Annotated in this window: 19 protein-coding genes; 1 reads left to right on the top strand and 18 read right to left on the bottom strand. The window is 51.5% G+C overall.

Annotated elements, in window-relative coordinates:
* Positions 1–7: 7 nt before the first annotated feature.
* The 9 genes from E3U32_RS18165 to E3U32_RS18125 form a co-directional block, all read right to left on the bottom strand.
* Positions 8–409, bottom strand: a complete 402-nt coding sequence (locus E3U32_RS18165; RefSeq protein ID WP_134349891.1) for a phage minor tail U family protein — start codon at positions 407–409, stop codon at positions 8–10.
* Complete coding sequence (locus tag E3U32_RS18160) at positions 406–984, bottom strand: phage tail protein (protein ID WP_032623278.1); 579 nt, start codon at positions 982–984, stop codon at positions 406–408. Before E3U32_RS18160 ends, E3U32_RS18165 begins: the two co-directional genes overlap by 4 nt.
* Positions 985–993: 9 nt before the next feature.
* The gene (locus E3U32_RS18155) at positions 994–1,236 is read right to left on the bottom strand and encodes a DNA breaking-rejoining protein (RefSeq protein ID WP_286164391.1); all 243 of its coding nucleotides are present in this window, start codon (positions 1,234–1,236) and stop codon (positions 994–996) included.
* Positions 1,237–1,261: 25 nt separating this feature from the next.
* Positions 1,262–1,588: a DUF2190 family protein gene (locus E3U32_RS18150; protein ID WP_134349889.1), complete on the bottom strand. Its 327-nt coding sequence runs from the start codon at positions 1,586–1,588 to the stop codon at positions 1,262–1,264.
* A gap of 82 nt (positions 1,589–1,670) precedes the next feature.
* Complete coding sequence (locus E3U32_RS18145; RefSeq protein WP_353620396.1) at positions 1,671–3,704, bottom strand: ClpP-like prohead protease/major capsid protein fusion protein; 2,034 nt, start codon at positions 3,702–3,704, stop codon at positions 1,671–1,673.
* A complete protein-coding gene (locus E3U32_RS18140; RefSeq protein ID WP_134349888.1) occupies positions 3,631–5,130 on the bottom strand; it encodes a phage portal protein in 1,500 nt (499 codons plus the stop codon). The genes E3U32_RS18145 and E3U32_RS18140 overlap by 74 nt, the downstream gene beginning before the upstream one ends.
* A complete protein-coding gene (locus tag E3U32_RS18135; RefSeq protein WP_001704123.1) occupies positions 5,127–5,342 on the bottom strand; it encodes a hypothetical protein in 216 nt (71 codons plus the stop codon). Before E3U32_RS18135 ends, E3U32_RS18140 begins: the two co-directional genes overlap by 4 nt.
* Complete coding sequence (locus E3U32_RS18130; protein ID WP_134349887.1) at positions 5,339–7,441, bottom strand: phage terminase large subunit family protein; 2,103 nt, start codon at positions 7,439–7,441, stop codon at positions 5,339–5,341. The genes E3U32_RS18135 and E3U32_RS18130 overlap by 4 nt, the downstream gene beginning before the upstream one ends.
* Positions 7,441–7,929: a DUF1441 family protein gene (locus tag E3U32_RS18125; RefSeq protein ID WP_134349886.1), complete on the bottom strand. Its 489-nt coding sequence runs from the start codon at positions 7,927–7,929 to the stop codon at positions 7,441–7,443. The genes E3U32_RS18130 and E3U32_RS18125 overlap by 1 nt, the downstream gene beginning before the upstream one ends.
* Positions 7,930–8,329: 400 nt before the next feature.
* Between E3U32_RS18125 and E3U32_RS18120 the strand changes: the two genes are divergently transcribed.
* Positions 8,330–8,770, top strand: coding sequence for a hypothetical protein (locus tag E3U32_RS18120; protein WP_020884622.1), 441 nt, complete (start codon positions 8,330–8,332; stop codon positions 8,768–8,770).
* Positions 8,771–9,216: 446 nt separating this feature from the next.
* On the opposite strand, the gene E3U32_RS18115 is transcribed toward E3U32_RS18120, so the two are convergent.
* The 9 genes from E3U32_RS18115 to E3U32_RS23665 form a co-directional block, all read right to left on the bottom strand.
* Entirely contained in the window at positions 9,217–9,462 is a 246-nt protein-coding gene (locus tag E3U32_RS18115) for a hypothetical protein (RefSeq protein ID WP_134349885.1), read from the bottom strand.
* A 378-nt stretch (positions 9,463–9,840) separates the two neighbouring features.
* Positions 9,841–10,374, bottom strand: a complete 534-nt coding sequence (locus E3U32_RS18110; RefSeq protein WP_134349884.1) for a hypothetical protein — start codon at positions 10,372–10,374, stop codon at positions 9,841–9,843.
* Positions 10,374–10,907 (bottom strand): lysozyme, encoded by a 534-nt coding sequence (locus tag E3U32_RS18105; RefSeq protein WP_134349883.1) that lies wholly within the window; start codon positions 10,905–10,907, stop codon positions 10,374–10,376. The genes E3U32_RS18110 and E3U32_RS18105 overlap by 1 nt, the downstream gene beginning before the upstream one ends.
* A complete protein-coding gene (locus E3U32_RS18100) occupies positions 10,907–11,209 on the bottom strand; it encodes a hypothetical protein (RefSeq protein ID WP_134349882.1) in 303 nt (100 codons plus the stop codon). The genes E3U32_RS18105 and E3U32_RS18100 overlap by 1 nt, the downstream gene beginning before the upstream one ends.
* Positions 11,210–11,291: 82 nt before the next feature.
* A complete protein-coding gene (locus E3U32_RS18095) occupies positions 11,292–11,702 on the bottom strand; it encodes a hypothetical protein (protein ID WP_134349881.1) in 411 nt (136 codons plus the stop codon).
* A gap of 81 nt (positions 11,703–11,783) precedes the next feature.
* Positions 11,784–12,389, bottom strand: coding sequence for a hypothetical protein (locus E3U32_RS18090; protein WP_134349880.1), 606 nt, complete (start codon positions 12,387–12,389; stop codon positions 11,784–11,786).
* Positions 12,386–12,742, bottom strand: coding sequence for a RusA family crossover junction endodeoxyribonuclease (locus E3U32_RS18085; protein WP_134349879.1), 357 nt, complete (start codon positions 12,740–12,742; stop codon positions 12,386–12,388). The genes E3U32_RS18090 and E3U32_RS18085 overlap by 4 nt, the downstream gene beginning before the upstream one ends.
* The gene (locus E3U32_RS18080) at positions 12,735–13,031 is read right to left on the bottom strand and encodes a Ref family recombination enhancement nuclease (protein WP_134349878.1); all 297 of its coding nucleotides are present in this window, start codon (positions 13,029–13,031) and stop codon (positions 12,735–12,737) included. Before E3U32_RS18080 ends, E3U32_RS18085 begins: the two co-directional genes overlap by 8 nt.
* A 139-nt stretch (positions 13,032–13,170) precedes the next feature.
* Entirely contained in the window at positions 13,171–13,338 is a 168-nt protein-coding gene (locus tag E3U32_RS23665) for a hypothetical protein (protein WP_164879454.1), read from the bottom strand.
* Between the last annotated feature and the right edge of the window lie 36 nt (positions 13,339–13,374).

The following is a 13,374-nucleotide window of genomic DNA, read 5'->3' as shown; positions in this document are numbered from 1 at the left end:
GTACCTCTTAAATTGAATAGGTGATTAAGTACGTGAAATCGACTGAACCCCAGGTGGCCATTTCATCATCCCGCTGATAGTCATAACCCTGCGGGGTGAACGTCTCGACCAGTTCGGTCAGACCCGGGATGAAGGCCATTGCCGGATACACTTTCTCTTCCATCCAGGAATCAAGCGCGCTGTCGGGGCTGGAGGCTTTAAGAAATACCTCGATGTGAACAACCGCCTGCCACGAATCTTCGTCAAGCGAATCGCCGGTGTACTCCGCGTCAGAAAGGTATACAGCCACGGCAGGGAGATCCTGCACTTCAAGAAAAACAGGGCGCCCGTCAAACCAGGTGACCGTGTCAGTGATCTCGGCTTTCAGTTTTGCCAGAATGGCTGCACGAATTGCGCTGTGTCTGTTCATCGCTTCAGGTGGATCCTCAGTTGGTTTTTCAGGGCTGCGGAAAGTTCTTTGGGCATATCGCTTTCAATTAGGCGCTTTGAAATAGCGGTGAAGGCCACGGTGAGCGGTGTCTCAAGAGGAACTTTTACCACATCAATCGGATAACGGGCCTGACCTACGCGCCGCATGACCTGCCAGCGCCCGTTCGAAAGCTGTTGGATAAAAGCGTTACGAAAGGTATAGGGCCCGATTTTAAGGACGCTGCCCGCTCCGTTTCTGGCCCCTTTTTTACGCGAGAGCCGGACGCGCGCCGTGCCGAGCTTTATCGCAGGAAGATTACCGCGGTTGATTTTTATCGACGCGACCGGGCGATCGTGACGGGCCTTGCGCAGACGTGAACGCTGGCGGACCAGACGAACCGGAAGCCCCTTTTTCCGGTTATCATCAACTGTTGCTTCTTTCGCTACAGCTTTGCTCCCCTGGCTTATCGTTCTGCTGGCCACCCGGTTAAGTGCTTTTGCGGTTGCCTCAGGAACGATTAACCGGCTGAGGCTGTTCAGGTTCTGAATAGCCCTTTCCAGTCCTTTCACAGACATAGCGCCTCCTCATTCGAGATGGATGCGGGGTTTTCCGTTGAACATGTCATAGCGGGTAACGGTCAGGTTCTTACCGTCGTAATCGACACTGTCGTTTCGGCATGGCTGGTAAAGCTCAGAGAAAACCACCAGCGAAGTACCCGTTCCCGACAATGGCCCCATTTCCTCGAGCTGCTCGGCGGGAACAACGTCATAGCTGCTGCCATTTATGATCGCTGTCTTTCCCATCTTTTTTATGGTGGCCGCGTCCATGCGCGCCGCCATCCGGTCAAAGGGGTTAGGCATTGATCTTAACTTCAACAACGGTGGTGTTTGCCCCTGCATCTTCCCAGGCGATGCCCGCGGCAACGGCGTCCGTTTCTTCGATCGTGATTTTGCCGTCCTTCAGATACACCTGCGCCCCGGCAGTAACCGCATCTGCGGTAACTTTTGGCAGGAGGAAAACACCCTCAGTAAAACCGTCCCCGGTATCGCCAGCCGGGATATCGGTAATTGCAACCGCGATAAGTTTTCCAACAACAACCGGATCGCCGCTGTGAACATCGGTTGCACCACTGTTTACCAGAGGGATCGTTTTCCCGTCCTGCGCATAGTTCTTAGCCATAACTTCTCCATTCAGCCCCTTGCGGGGCTGGTTTCAGGTATAAAAAAAGCCCTTACGGGCGTCTGTTTGTCAGGACTGTTTTTTACTGACCAGAGGATTTGGTCATGCCGCGATAGTCCAGCGGCGCCACGCCAGCATCAATACGCACTTTCGTGGCGATACCATCAGTGGTGAAGCCTTCCTGCTGATCGATGTATGGCGTGTCGACGCCGTTGAGATAAGCGACCTCAATGGTGTCGGTGCCCTTCGCGGCAGCCAGATACCAGGCTTTCGCATCAGCTTCATCCAGGCGTGGTTCGGCAATGACCTCTGCAAAGTTCTGGATAGGGTTAACGATCCCGGCATTGATGTCTGCACCTTTAACACTGGCCGACTTGATGGTCTGATTTGCCAGAGTTTCCAGGGCGACGGGCACCAGCATGTAGGCCGGACGGATATTCAGGGTTCGCTCCCCCTCCTTCTGCAGACGCATCAGCTTGCGCGATTCGTCCAGGCTGGCCACAGAAATTGCGCCCGCGCTCAGGTTCTTGTGATCGGCATGGAACAGCGCCTTTCCGTCTGAGAGTTTCGGGTTTTTGGTCAGAATGGCGTAAACCAGATCGCCAATCGTTGCTTTCGCCGCGCGCCCCATCTTCATCAGTACGTCGGTAAGCTGGTTCAGATCGTCGTTGATGATCGCCTGGCGGGTTACTGAGAAGATTTCACCATACGTGGCAAGCGCGATGGTTTCGCCTTTGTCACTGGTAGTGATGTACTTGTACTCAGCCCCTTCGCGAACCTGTCGCAGAGAAGGGAAACCACCCATACCGACACGATGCGCCGTTTTGAAGTCCGACAGCTGGCCTTTTTTGGTCCACTGCTCGAAGGTTTCCTGCGCCTCGTCCCAGCCCTGAATCAGCGCTTTGTTCGCAACATCAAGCAGAATGTTGCCAAAGTCAGAGGTGCTGTGGGTCAGCGCCAGGCCAACCATCTGCATCGGGTTGTAGCTGGCCACGCCGATACCTTTTTCAGTCAGGGCCATACGCGCATACTCGCGCAGCGTCATACCGTTATAAACGTTATCCCGCTCCTGACCTTCGAACCCGGCACGCGCCATCAGTGCCTGGCGAATACCATCCGCGACGAAGTTACCATTGCCCGCATGAATATGCGGCTGGGTGGTTTTATTGGACGGCGTGGCCGTTTTACCGAGTTCTGCCAGCAGCAAATCTTTCGCCTTATCGACGGAACAATCAGGGTCGGCCACACACTGATTCTGCAGATCCATGTGCTTATTGCCGAACATGGCAAAGAGATCGCCGATAGCGTTAACACGGGCTTTCTGCTCAGCCAACACCTGCGCGCGGATCGCATTTTCATCCGGTGCCGGGTCTGTTTTTGCCTGCGGTGCCTGAGGCTGGGTAATAACCGGGTCACGCGGGGTAGTGTTGCGCGGCGGGGTGATCATGTTGCGAATGCTTTTTGGCATTTTTTCAAATTCCTCAATACGTTTTGAATGAATACAGGCCATAGCCTGAAGGGATGGTGTCACCTGGTCGGCAAAACCCAGTTCAAGGCACTCGCTGCCGTTCATCCAGGTTTCGTCCTCCAGCATTGCCGCAATTTCTTCGGTGGATTTTCCGGTTTTCTGCGCATAAGCCGGGATAAGAACGGATTCAACCTTGTCGAGAAGATCCGCATAGTCGCGCATATCGCTCGCGTCACCACCAGCAAACCCCCAGGGCTTATGGATCATCATCATCGTGTTTTCAGGCATGATGACCGGATTGCCTACCATCGCAATCACCGAGGCCATGGAGGCCGCCAGACCGTCGATATGCACGGTAATCGCCGCGCCGTGATGCTTCAGCGCGTTATAAATAGCAATACCGTCGAAGACATCACCACCGGGCGAGTTGATATAAAGGTTGATGTGGGTGACGTCCCCAAGTGCCCGGAGATCATTGACGAACTGTTTCGCCGTTACGCCCCAGTACCCGATTTCGTCATAAATAAAAATGTCGGCTTCGCTGTTATTGCTGGCCTGCATGCGGAACCACGAATTACTTTTTGCGCTGGCTTTCGGACGGTGGCGCGCCCGGTTCTTTGGCTTCGGCACTGGTGCCTCCTTTATCATTGGCGGGGTCGGTGTCAAACACCAGGCCCTGTTCACGGTTCTCGTCAACCTCCGCTTTACGGCGTGACTTAACATCATCCGGGTTGCGACCGCTGGCACGTATCCAGTCGGATTCAGTAGCAGCACCGCCGCGGATCTGCGTTTTCCAGGCATTCGCTTCTTTAACGGGATCAATCCACGGCATAACGGGCCCCGAATAAACCGCGTTATAAAGCGAGTCCATATCGATGCCTCTCGGCAACTTGATTTCTCCGGCAGCAATAGCCATCTTCAGCCAGGCCCGGTACATGGGCCGGGTCACTGAACCGATGAACCAGTCCTGAAGAATCAGATATCCGTCGGTTGACTCGACAAGCTCCTGCCGCTGGGCACTGTACGTTCCGTTGTAGTTTCTGGATGTGCTGGAAAAGCTGAGGCGACTGCCTGCGGACACGGCACGCAGCTGTCCGTTACGAAACGACTCGAGGTTAGGGTTCGGGCGATCGGATTTAATCATCCCGATTTCTTCCCCGGCCTGCAGCTCGTCATAGAGCATACCGGGCTGAATCATCAGCTCGCGGTCATCGCTGCTGGAATCAGACTCGAAGCTCTGTCCGTCGCCTTTTTTGATATACATGCCGAGTGCGGCAGCAATTCTGGCAGCGGTAAGCTCCGAATCTTCGTACTCTTTCAGCGCGCTCAGACGCATCAGAACACCTGATAAAAGAGACGTTCCGCGGGTCTGGTGCAGGCGTCGAGTGAATTTGAGATGAAGCATGTTTTCTGCATCTATCTCTTTGGTATCGAACTGACGCCCGGATACTGGCAGGCTTTTATAGACCTGATATTTTTTCGGGCACCCCCAGTTATCGACAAAAACGCCCTGATTGAGCTGGGTGGCGGCATCGCTGTTCATCGGCACGAAGTCCGGCTCCAGCGCTTCCAGCCAGAACGGCACGCCAGCAACCGGCTGAAGACCATTTCCGGTACCGCGAACCAGCTGAGCAAATACCTCACCGTCCCGGAGCCACGTTCGCAGCATCAGCCGCTCCAGCATGGGACGGGTAAACTGGGTTGTGACATCGGGTCTTACGGACCATTCGCCCCACTTTCTGCGGATATCAGTGGCCAGCTTTTTAGCTATCTTCCCGTTACTCAGCATCGGATGCGGTTCAACTATGATGCCCTTCGCACCCACCACCCTTTCTTCCAGCTTGTCGAAAACGCCAATCACCAGATCGTGGTTGTTGTCCAGCCAGCGTGCCTGCTGCCTCAGTGAAACCGCCCCCATCTGGCTGAGCTGATCGGCTGAACGATTTTCCTTCTGGGCTTTGTGGGTACGCGTTTGCTTTACCGCCTCATACGCCTTAATAACCGCGCGGGCACGCAGGCGTGAGGCTTTCCAGCCTGGTGAAAACAGGCCAATCGCATCATCTAAAAAACTCATCCAAACCTCGCCAGCCTGTAGCCGGGTCGCCCGCGGCGTTTGTTATTGAGCGTTGCCAGTCGTCGCTCCCATTCCTGACGGCCTTTTCTGATTTCCGACAGGTTTTCGAGCGTCATCTGCTGCCCGTTGAAAGTGATTGATTTCCCCTCCAGAACAGACAGCTCGGCTGCAGCGTAGCGGTCGATCATGTTTTGAATATCTGCTGGATTCACACCCAACCTCCTGACGAAGACCACGGATTAGCCTGCTCGGTTACGGGCTTCTCACGTTTTGGTTTTGATTTAGATTTCGGCGCAGGCGGCGGGGATGGCATTTCGCCAGCTTCCGTCTGCGTATCCTCGATCCACGTTTCCCGCCGTGCCCACTCAGGAGCAGACGGCCATTTGATTTTTTCGTAACCACTAAGTATGGCGAGCGCGTCGGCATAAACGAGCAGGTCAAATGCTTCGTTTGCACCCCGGCCGGGCTTACTCCATTTCCCTTCATTAGAGCGTTCCTCATACGTCAGTTCGTCATAGAACCAGCTGCCCAGCCAGGCGGGGAAATGCACATAGCCAGGGCCGGGTGAATCACGCCACAGCGCATTATTCACCCGGTCTTTAAGGGCATCGGTCTGGAGAAGATAAAGAGGCACATCACCCGTCGCCTGTGCGCGGCGCGTTGATCTGCCCGTGTTGTCGGGGAACGTTCGCTGGATAAGTTTGCTACGCCTGACGCTGTCCCCCTTGAAGAGATAGATACGCTTACCCAGCCCCTCACGGCGACATCTGCGCCAGAACTTGTAGGCATTATCCGTCACACCATCTTCGCCCCCTGAGTCCACGGCCATCGACATCAGCCGCATGCCCTTTGACGGGTCAGTTGCGAGTGGCCACGTTTTATCAAAGACGTCGGTGAGTAAAAGATCCCAGTCCTCCGGATAGCTCGCCGGGTCCACCTGAATGCTTTCCCCGTTGCCGTCGCAGCGCAGCGAATGCCGGATGTTGTAACGGTCAACTATCCAGCGCTCACCCATACTTCCATAACCCGTAATCTGCACAACAAAGCGCCGGTTGCGCCCGGCCTGCACGTCCACGGTCGCAGTGAGAAACTGCACGCCGTCCGGTACCGAACGTTTTGGGACTTCTTCGGCACGCTGCTCGAGCAATTCACTTTTACGCTGCTCCATGCTGGCCCGCGGCAAATAGGGCCTGCCGAAATCGGTGTTGATCACCGTCTTCAGGGTTTCTTCGCTGCGCGTGGATTCATATTCCTGCTCGGCGGTCAGGAACTTATAAATAAGCTGCGCCCAGGTCTGGTAAGCAGCTGCCGGACCTTCCATCCAGAAGGAGGCAATACGGGAACGACGGCCATCACCGCTAACCTGGCCTTTCCTGTCGATGGTTTGCCCGTCCCGGAGCCAGACACATTTCATGTTAAGCGCACGCTTCATGTCCGGTGTGATCCTGCCTTTACAGGCCGGGCACTGTAGAAAAGCCGCTTCGCTTGCAAGCACAGGATCGCTGCTGTCGCGGTACCCGGTCATATTGTCCATTTCCGGCTGGAAATATTCGCCGCAATGCGGGCATGGCCAGTACAGACGACGGCGGTCACCACGGTTATAGAGCGATAAAATTCCGGTGGTCGGAGGGGCTTCATGGGGCGTGGAGCGCCGCCATTTTGTGTCTCTGATATCCCTCCCGGGCGAGCTTTCAACCAGCGTCATCCCGGAGGACATGAATGTCGTGGTACGCTTCGATGCCAGTGAAAAAGCATCACCCTCCCCGTCGATATCTTCCGGAAAGCGGTCATAATCCGTCAGCGCCACACTCTTATAGTCCGAGGACGACATGATATTGACGGATGGCCAGCCAAGCTTCAGATAGTTACCGGCGCGGAATGTACGGTCGTAGACGTTGTTATCGTTACGTCTTGGGCTTAGCCGGGTTTTAACTTCAGGGCTACAGCGAAAAGTACGGTCCAGGCGTTTTTTGGAATGCTCGCGCGCTTTTTCCTCGGATACCTGAATCACAAGCATATCTGCTGGATCGCAGACAATGTTATAAACAATCCAGCCGTCAATCAGCCCGATGGTTTTACCCGTTCGCGCCGGGCCCACAAATACCACTGCATCGTATTCACGCGATGCCAGGCAGTTCATCGGCTCTATCACATAAGGTGCAAGATCCGGATCCCATGGAACGGAATTTCCGGCCCCCATTGGCACGCGCATATAAGTACTGACCGCATCGGCCACCGGCATACGACGCGGGGCTCGTAAAATACCGGAAACATCGCGGCGGATGTCCCTGGCGGATGCCCGCTTTGCCATCAGTCCTCCTCTGGCTCTTCCTCCTCTTTTTCAGCGTCCTGCACCCTCTCCGCCATCTGGTCGCGCAGATCATCGATAACGCTTTGCACACGAACAACCGCTGCAGGCGTTAAAGCACAGTCGCGCTCGAGCACATCCGGGAGGGTTTCAAGTACCATGACGACGGCTTTCGCCATCAATGAGAATTCTCGCGCCACTTCATCTGCAGGTATTAACTGCCCCGTATCCTGTTCGAACTTCAGCCTCTCATTCTCTGCTTTCCAGTGGGACAGCCTGTCAGAGGGGGGCATATCATCGATGTTGGCCGAAACGGTAGGGATCATCAGTTCGGTCAGAATGTCGGTCACCAGATAGAGCTTTAACTTGCTGTTGCTGCCTTGAGCAGGTTCAACATTTTTCAGTCTCGCGGCAACCGTCTGCCGGTGTACGCCGGTTATCCCTGCCAGCTGGTTTATATTGAGTTTTAAAGTGGCAATTTCCTGGTCCATGATGGTGAACACTTTTTGAACGATTCGACATCTTGCGAAAATGGCCTCTAATTAAATCAAAGACCTGCGCACATGATGATGATGACCCTGGATCCTAAAAACTAGCCGTTTCCCGCGAGCGCGCCGCCCCGTGGCAAGCCCCCCTTCCGGGAGGACCCATCATAAAATGTTTAGCAGTAGATGTTAGGAGAAAGTATGCCCAACGATGCTGCATGGCGAAGCTGCTGAGTCGTTATTACTATGCCTACCCGCGATGAAATGGCATAGGCGGGTGCCTACGGGGCACGATGAATATTGATCTACACATCATCTCATCAAATATGATTGATTTTTTTGAAGAAAGCCTTTCTCATAGACATAAAATTTGATTATCATTAACGTTTACTCAAAGGAGAAGATTATGAACGAAAAGTACTTGGACGTTTATAAATTGGCCAGATGCGTACAATATAATGAAGACTTAAAAATTAAATTAGACACTTTTAAAGCAGCAATAATAAATGGATTCGATGAAAGTGATTTTAATAAAGATGCTTTTAACTATCATGTTAATACCAGTGGCAATCTATTACTCAACATACCAATCTTCGAGTGTTTCATTGAATTTCATCATAGTTTGAAAGTAACCAATGGTAATCCATGTTTCAAAATCGTTGCTAAGGAGATTGACGCATCTGAAGAAAAAGAAATCTTAACCCTATTCTTAGATAGATCCGGCTTCGTGTATTTTGAAGAGATCGATCAAAACAAGAGATTTGAATACAACTCCCAGGATATATTCCTAGATGTTTTAGATGCTGTAATCAAAAAGCTTTCAGTCAAAGGAAGAATTTCCTATTAAAATAAAGCTCAGCGATTGAATTTTTATTATACGATTCCCCCGCCAGACGTTGTATGTGAAATGATATTTTTCTTAGTCTGGCGGTCAAGAAATTATATTTAGCGATCAGCCTTGTAGACTGACTTTATTCAGTCATAACACTCTTTCTATAAGTACTGTCTTCAATACAACGAAGTCGCTTACCAGCTTAAGTTTGCCTCATGACATCTTGTCTTTGTTCGTATTATTTTCTAAGACGTTAGCGATATTATTAGATGTCAGACATTATAAGTATCTTAATTCGTCGCGCGAGACACTTAGAGGGCGATGACCCGCCCATCGTGGTAGCAATAAAAAAAGCCACCAACTAATGCTAGTGGCTTGAATTGTGTCGCAACCAGCCGGATTTTATGAATATGTCTCTCAAACAAATATCATTTGCAACGTTAGCCTATGCAACCCCTAAACTAAAACTTTTCTTTAATCGATTTAATAATCGATTCGGTACTGGTGGACTGAACCTTAATCACATCGCTAGCATAATTTACGAGAATCAATGATAAATCTAATTTAAGCAGAGCCTCATCTCCGCCTTTACGAACTCGCTCAATAATACTATCAACTTGAGATGTTGGCGGGAAAACGCCTTTATTATGCTCAACGATGGCTTCTGCAATCGCCCTAATTTTTTTAAGATCTTCACTATTACTCATAAGGACTCCTATTAGTAGGTATCTCCGTTATACTCATATATGACTCAAAAGTAAAGACCATAAGATTGGTAGGGCAGGAACAAATTCGTATCATTACAGGCATTCAGCATATGCTTATGTGTAATACCAGCTGACGATTAAACTCGACTCTCTGGCAGGAAAAGTTTGTCCAATTTGAATTCCGAGCCAAACCTACAACAATTTTTCAATTATTATAGACACTAATTTATAGTGTGCTAGAACGTTTTTCTCGTCACCTGTCGTTCAAAAACTACCTTACCCAAAAGGATTTGTGGTTCATGTTAGTACCTTTTTTTAGTATGCCCCCATGATGAACGAGGCTAGTCTATACATGGCTGAAAATAACAATTGCCTTTTTCATTTGTGAAGACGGATACTTTTACGTTCTTGCTCTATTTGGCGGATACCAGCAAAGTTATTGTTACCCTTCTCTATAACATCCAGCAGCGGCTTAATCCACAATACTGCCTGGCAATATGTCATTGGGCTGGCGGCAACGGCACGATCATTGGTTGCGTCAGTTCTGTCGGTATCGGTGTGCATTGCGCTGGAACGTAAACGGTATGCGTATTCGAGCAGCCCACCAGCAATGTCAGCAGGAACAGGCAGATCACAGGTTTTTTCACGGCGGAGAATCTCTCGGTATTCAATTACGGTTTCTTCGGTGCTGGTGTCGATCAGGGAGTTAAGCCTGTTGGCATGTTCTGCAACCTGATTGAATCGATTAAAGTTAAAAGCCTGATTGGCGATCACCTGCTCCTGCAAAGAGTTGTTACTTCGCAGGACGTTGATATCGCTCTGAAGGCTACTGGCGTCTGAACAACTCTTAACGAGAGCGACTGACAGGCCAGCGATAACGACGACGCCGATAAGACCCTGATTAATTTTCATCAGTCCAGCCCCCAGCAAGCCAGCGCACCTTCCTGGTCCCGTCGCTCAACTTGACCATAGCAGCCATTCTTCTGGCCTTTGGTCAGGCGGCAATCACGGCCACCATCTTTAATCCACCAGCGGATAGATTCACAGGCTCCTTTCCGGTCACCAGCATTGATGCGCTTATAGAACGTGGACGGGAAGCACTTTCCCGGTCCGATGTTGTACGGGCAGAAAGATGCGATCCCGGCTTTCTGCGGTCCGGTGAGCGGTACCGTAATATTGCGGTCAACCCACGCCAGAGCCTTATTGCGTTCGATGGCGTTCACCTGATTGCATTTGGCCTGTGTCAATTTCATGCCCTGCACAACCGGTTTACCATCAACCCTCGTGGCGCCGCGGCAAATCGTCCAAATACCACCGCCATCTTTGTACGCCGTGAGGCTGTTACCCTCCTTCTCATTCAGGAACTGCTCGAGAATGACGGATGCTGGCGCACCAGCGAGTACCAGCCCCAGAACAGCAGCACTCAGTTTTGCTCTGGTCCCCATCAGTCACCTTCCTTTTGTAATGCCTCAACGACCACGCTTGCTGCTGCGGGACGTTCGTGAAGGGGTTTGTCCCCAACGCCTTTCAGGTAGTCATTGACCATTTTTGTTCGCTTCTCATCCTCTTTACGCATGCGGTGTGCATCTACACGACCGTTGATGTAGGAGGCAAGCGAGATAAGCAAACCAGCAGCGCCAAAGAACATGAACACCAGATCCTGAGTGGTAAATCCAATGGCAGAAGCCAGAGCTGCGACCCACGCGAAGAACTGCGTGAAGATGTTCCCTGAATCGTTCATTTTCATCGTCTCTCACCTCGCTGTGTGCGGGTGCTGTGTGATAGGTAATAAAAAAGCCACCGTCAGGTGGCTTCGAAGGGGATAAATTTTAGTGTTTTTGTTCGGGTGGAATTTTCGATGTCAAAAATGAACCGCTCATCATTTCTCTATCGACTACAGTTCCGCAGTATGGGCAGCATAATTCTTCAAGCTCTTTACCTCCCGGAACTCCCTCGCCAATGATGGAAAAAGTAAACTCTTTTTCACACTCTGGGTTAATGCATTTGGAAATACCCATATTCGCCTCTCGTTGATGGTGACGAGAAAATCTTAAGGCCAAATCATTTATTGAAAAAATTAAATTTGATTGTACCGGAGATATGACAGGGGTACTGGTGCAATGCACCTTCGCGAATACCCCTGTCGTATCGCCGGATAACAAAAAACCCCGGCAGGCGGGGTTTAAAGTTTTTTCAAATTGTCGCTTTACATCGCTGCCATCGTGGCGCAGCTCTGCCAAGCATGAATGGATTATCTGATTTTCTGGCCCGTTTTCAACATTATTTCGAATAAATAGCACTTTTTGCCAATTAACGTATCATCATGAATTTTCTTTCAGGCCCTTCCTCGCTGACAGAAACACCTTCGCCCTGAATATTTCCAGGCACCATCGCACACGCTTTCTGGCCTCAGAAGCGGTGAGCCACGGGGCCAGGGTCTGCAGTTCTCTGGTGATGTCCGCTATCTTTTTGCGCGTGGTGTAATACTGGCGCCCAACGATATAAACTGGATCCTTCAAATCGAACGCCTGCAGCACCACATCCTCAATAAATTTTGCATCGTCACTTTTCATCGCTGCGTCTATGACATTTACCTGCGGCTCCGGCCAGAGTATCGAGCGCGCGCGTCTCATTGCCTGCTCACCACGGAATCCCTCTTCTCTCGCCTGGTTCAACGCCGCGGTAAATCGCTCAAGCGCTTTATCAGACCAGTTTTTCCCGCTTATCACGTTCCAGCACGAATGGCCGCACGGTTTGGCCGGAGCCGTTCCGCCGCGCACCGCTTCCCCCCACACTGTTAGCAGCGATTTAATCCACCCGGACTGGATATCAGTCAGGAGAATACTTTTCCCGAGCCAGCTCTTGCGTGGTGCCATTGCGGTTTTTCCCAGCCCTTCAAGATACTGGCGTTTCTGGCGTGGCGTCATTTCATATCCTCGATAATTATCATTCCGGTTTCGCCCCATATTTTTGATGCCCGGGCGTCCCAAATGTGGGAATCATCCTCAAACAAGGCGTCCAACAGAGATTTTGTTAAGTTGTCCAGATCGGGTTTTTGCTGGTGGGGCTGGCCGTCCATAGACGCGCGCTTTTTCTTGCTCCAGCTCTGCGGCATCGGCAAAACGAAGGTGATATGGGCGCCGTTCTCCGGCACCTGGATTCCATGAAGGCGGACTTCATCGCAAAACAGGCGATAGTGCATCACCGGCGGCCGCTGTTTCCATTTATCGCGGCGGGTCATGCGGGGTTTTCCGACTGGGGTAATGATGTATTTAGGCATCGGTGCCCTCACCCAGCAGATAGAGCACCTGCACCAGCAGTTCTGTTTCAGTGCCGTGCTTCATTTCCCAGGCGCGACGGCCAGCATGAATCGCTACACCATAACCGCCGTTGCGATGATGCATATGGCACAGGGGAATTGATTTTCGATGGTCAGCGCGCTGGCTTGTGCCCTGTCCGATTCGGATGTGGTGGATTTCCGCAGGCGTTTCGCCCAAGTTCTGATTTCTGCACACGATGCAGCCCTGCGCGGCCACACGCGAAAGATGGAGGCTATCTGCTTTCTTCATGCTGGACCACCAGCATAAGCAGAAACACCGCGCATAGACTGGCGGTGTGAGTAATTCGAGGTAGTTCTTTGCGCCATCACTTTTCTCCGGTGATGGTGCGACAGGCGCTGGTTGTTCAGGCCAGCTTGATTATTATAAATCAGTTGTCAGGGTTGCGGAAGCGCTCAGCATGCTGCAGGAGAGATTCGCGGGTAATCAGTATTGCTTCGAGCGGGATAGGTATCACGATAAAAGAACCATCGTCATTGGTCACTACCTCATAACGTCCAGCGGGGCGAACGGCAGCTATTAATTCTTGCTCATTCATAACGCAAAATCCTATTCAATTCAGTCATCCCCGAAA

The organism is Lelliottia nimipressuralis (assembly GCF_004402045.1).
In the GTDB taxonomy this organism is placed as follows: domain Bacteria; phylum Pseudomonadota; class Gammaproteobacteria; order Enterobacterales; family Enterobacteriaceae; genus Enterobacter; species Enterobacter chinensis.
Note: the sequence above shows the minus strand (reverse complement) of the source record. Positions and strands in the feature narration are given on the sequence as shown.

Coding starts and splice junctions, on each gene's coding strand:
- E3U32_RS18165 (WP_134349891.1), bottom strand. CDS start 409: ATGAACAGACACAGCGCAATTCGTGCAGCCATTCTGGCAAAACTGAAA.
- E3U32_RS18160 (WP_032623278.1), bottom strand. CDS start 984: ATGTCTGTGAAAGGACTGGAAAGGGCTATTCAGAACCTGAACAGCCTC.
- E3U32_RS18155 (WP_286164391.1), bottom strand. CDS start 1,236: ATGGACGCGGCCACCATAAAAAAGATGGGAAAGACAGCGATCATAAAT.
- E3U32_RS18150 (WP_134349889.1), bottom strand. CDS start 1,588: ATGGCTAAGAACTATGCGCAGGACGGGAAAACGATCCCTCTGGTAAAC.
- E3U32_RS18145 (WP_353620396.1), bottom strand. CDS start 3,704: ATGATAAAGGAGGCACCAGTGCCGAAGCCAAAGAACCGGGCGCGCCAC.
- E3U32_RS18140 (WP_134349888.1), bottom strand. CDS start 5,130: ATGAGTTTTTTAGATGATGCGATTGGCCTGTTTTCACCAGGCTGGAAA.
- E3U32_RS18130 (WP_134349887.1), bottom strand. CDS start 7,441: ATGGCAAAGCGGGCATCCGCCAGGGACATCCGCCGCGATGTTTCCGGT.
- E3U32_RS18125 (WP_134349886.1), bottom strand. CDS start 7,929: ATGGACCAGGAAATTGCCACTTTAAAACTCAATATAAACCAGCTGGCA.
- E3U32_RS18120 (WP_020884622.1), top strand. CDS start 8,330: ATGAACGAAAAGTACTTGGACGTTTATAAATTGGCCAGATGCGTACAA.
- E3U32_RS18115 (WP_134349885.1), bottom strand. CDS start 9,462: ATGAGTAATAGTGAAGATCTTAAAAAAATTAGGGCGATTGCAGAAGCC.
- E3U32_RS18110 (WP_134349884.1), bottom strand. CDS start 10,374: ATGAAAATTAATCAGGGTCTTATCGGCGTCGTCGTTATCGCTGGCCTG.
- E3U32_RS18105 (WP_134349883.1), bottom strand. CDS start 10,907: ATGGGGACCAGAGCAAAACTGAGTGCTGCTGTTCTGGGGCTGGTACTC.
- E3U32_RS18100 (WP_134349882.1), bottom strand. CDS start 11,209: ATGAAAATGAACGATTCAGGGAACATCTTCACGCAGTTCTTCGCGTGG.
- E3U32_RS18090 (WP_134349880.1), bottom strand. CDS start 12,389: ATGACGCCACGCCAGAAACGCCAGTATCTTGAAGGGCTGGGAAAAACC.
- E3U32_RS18085 (WP_134349879.1), bottom strand. CDS start 12,742: ATGCCTAAATACATCATTACCCCAGTCGGAAAACCCCGCATGACCCGC.
- E3U32_RS18080 (WP_134349878.1), bottom strand. CDS start 13,031: ATGAAGAAAGCAGATAGCCTCCATCTTTCGCGTGTGGCCGCGCAGGGC.
- E3U32_RS23665 (WP_164879454.1), bottom strand. CDS start 13,338: ATGAATGAGCAAGAATTAATAGCTGCCGTTCGCCCCGCTGGACGTTAT.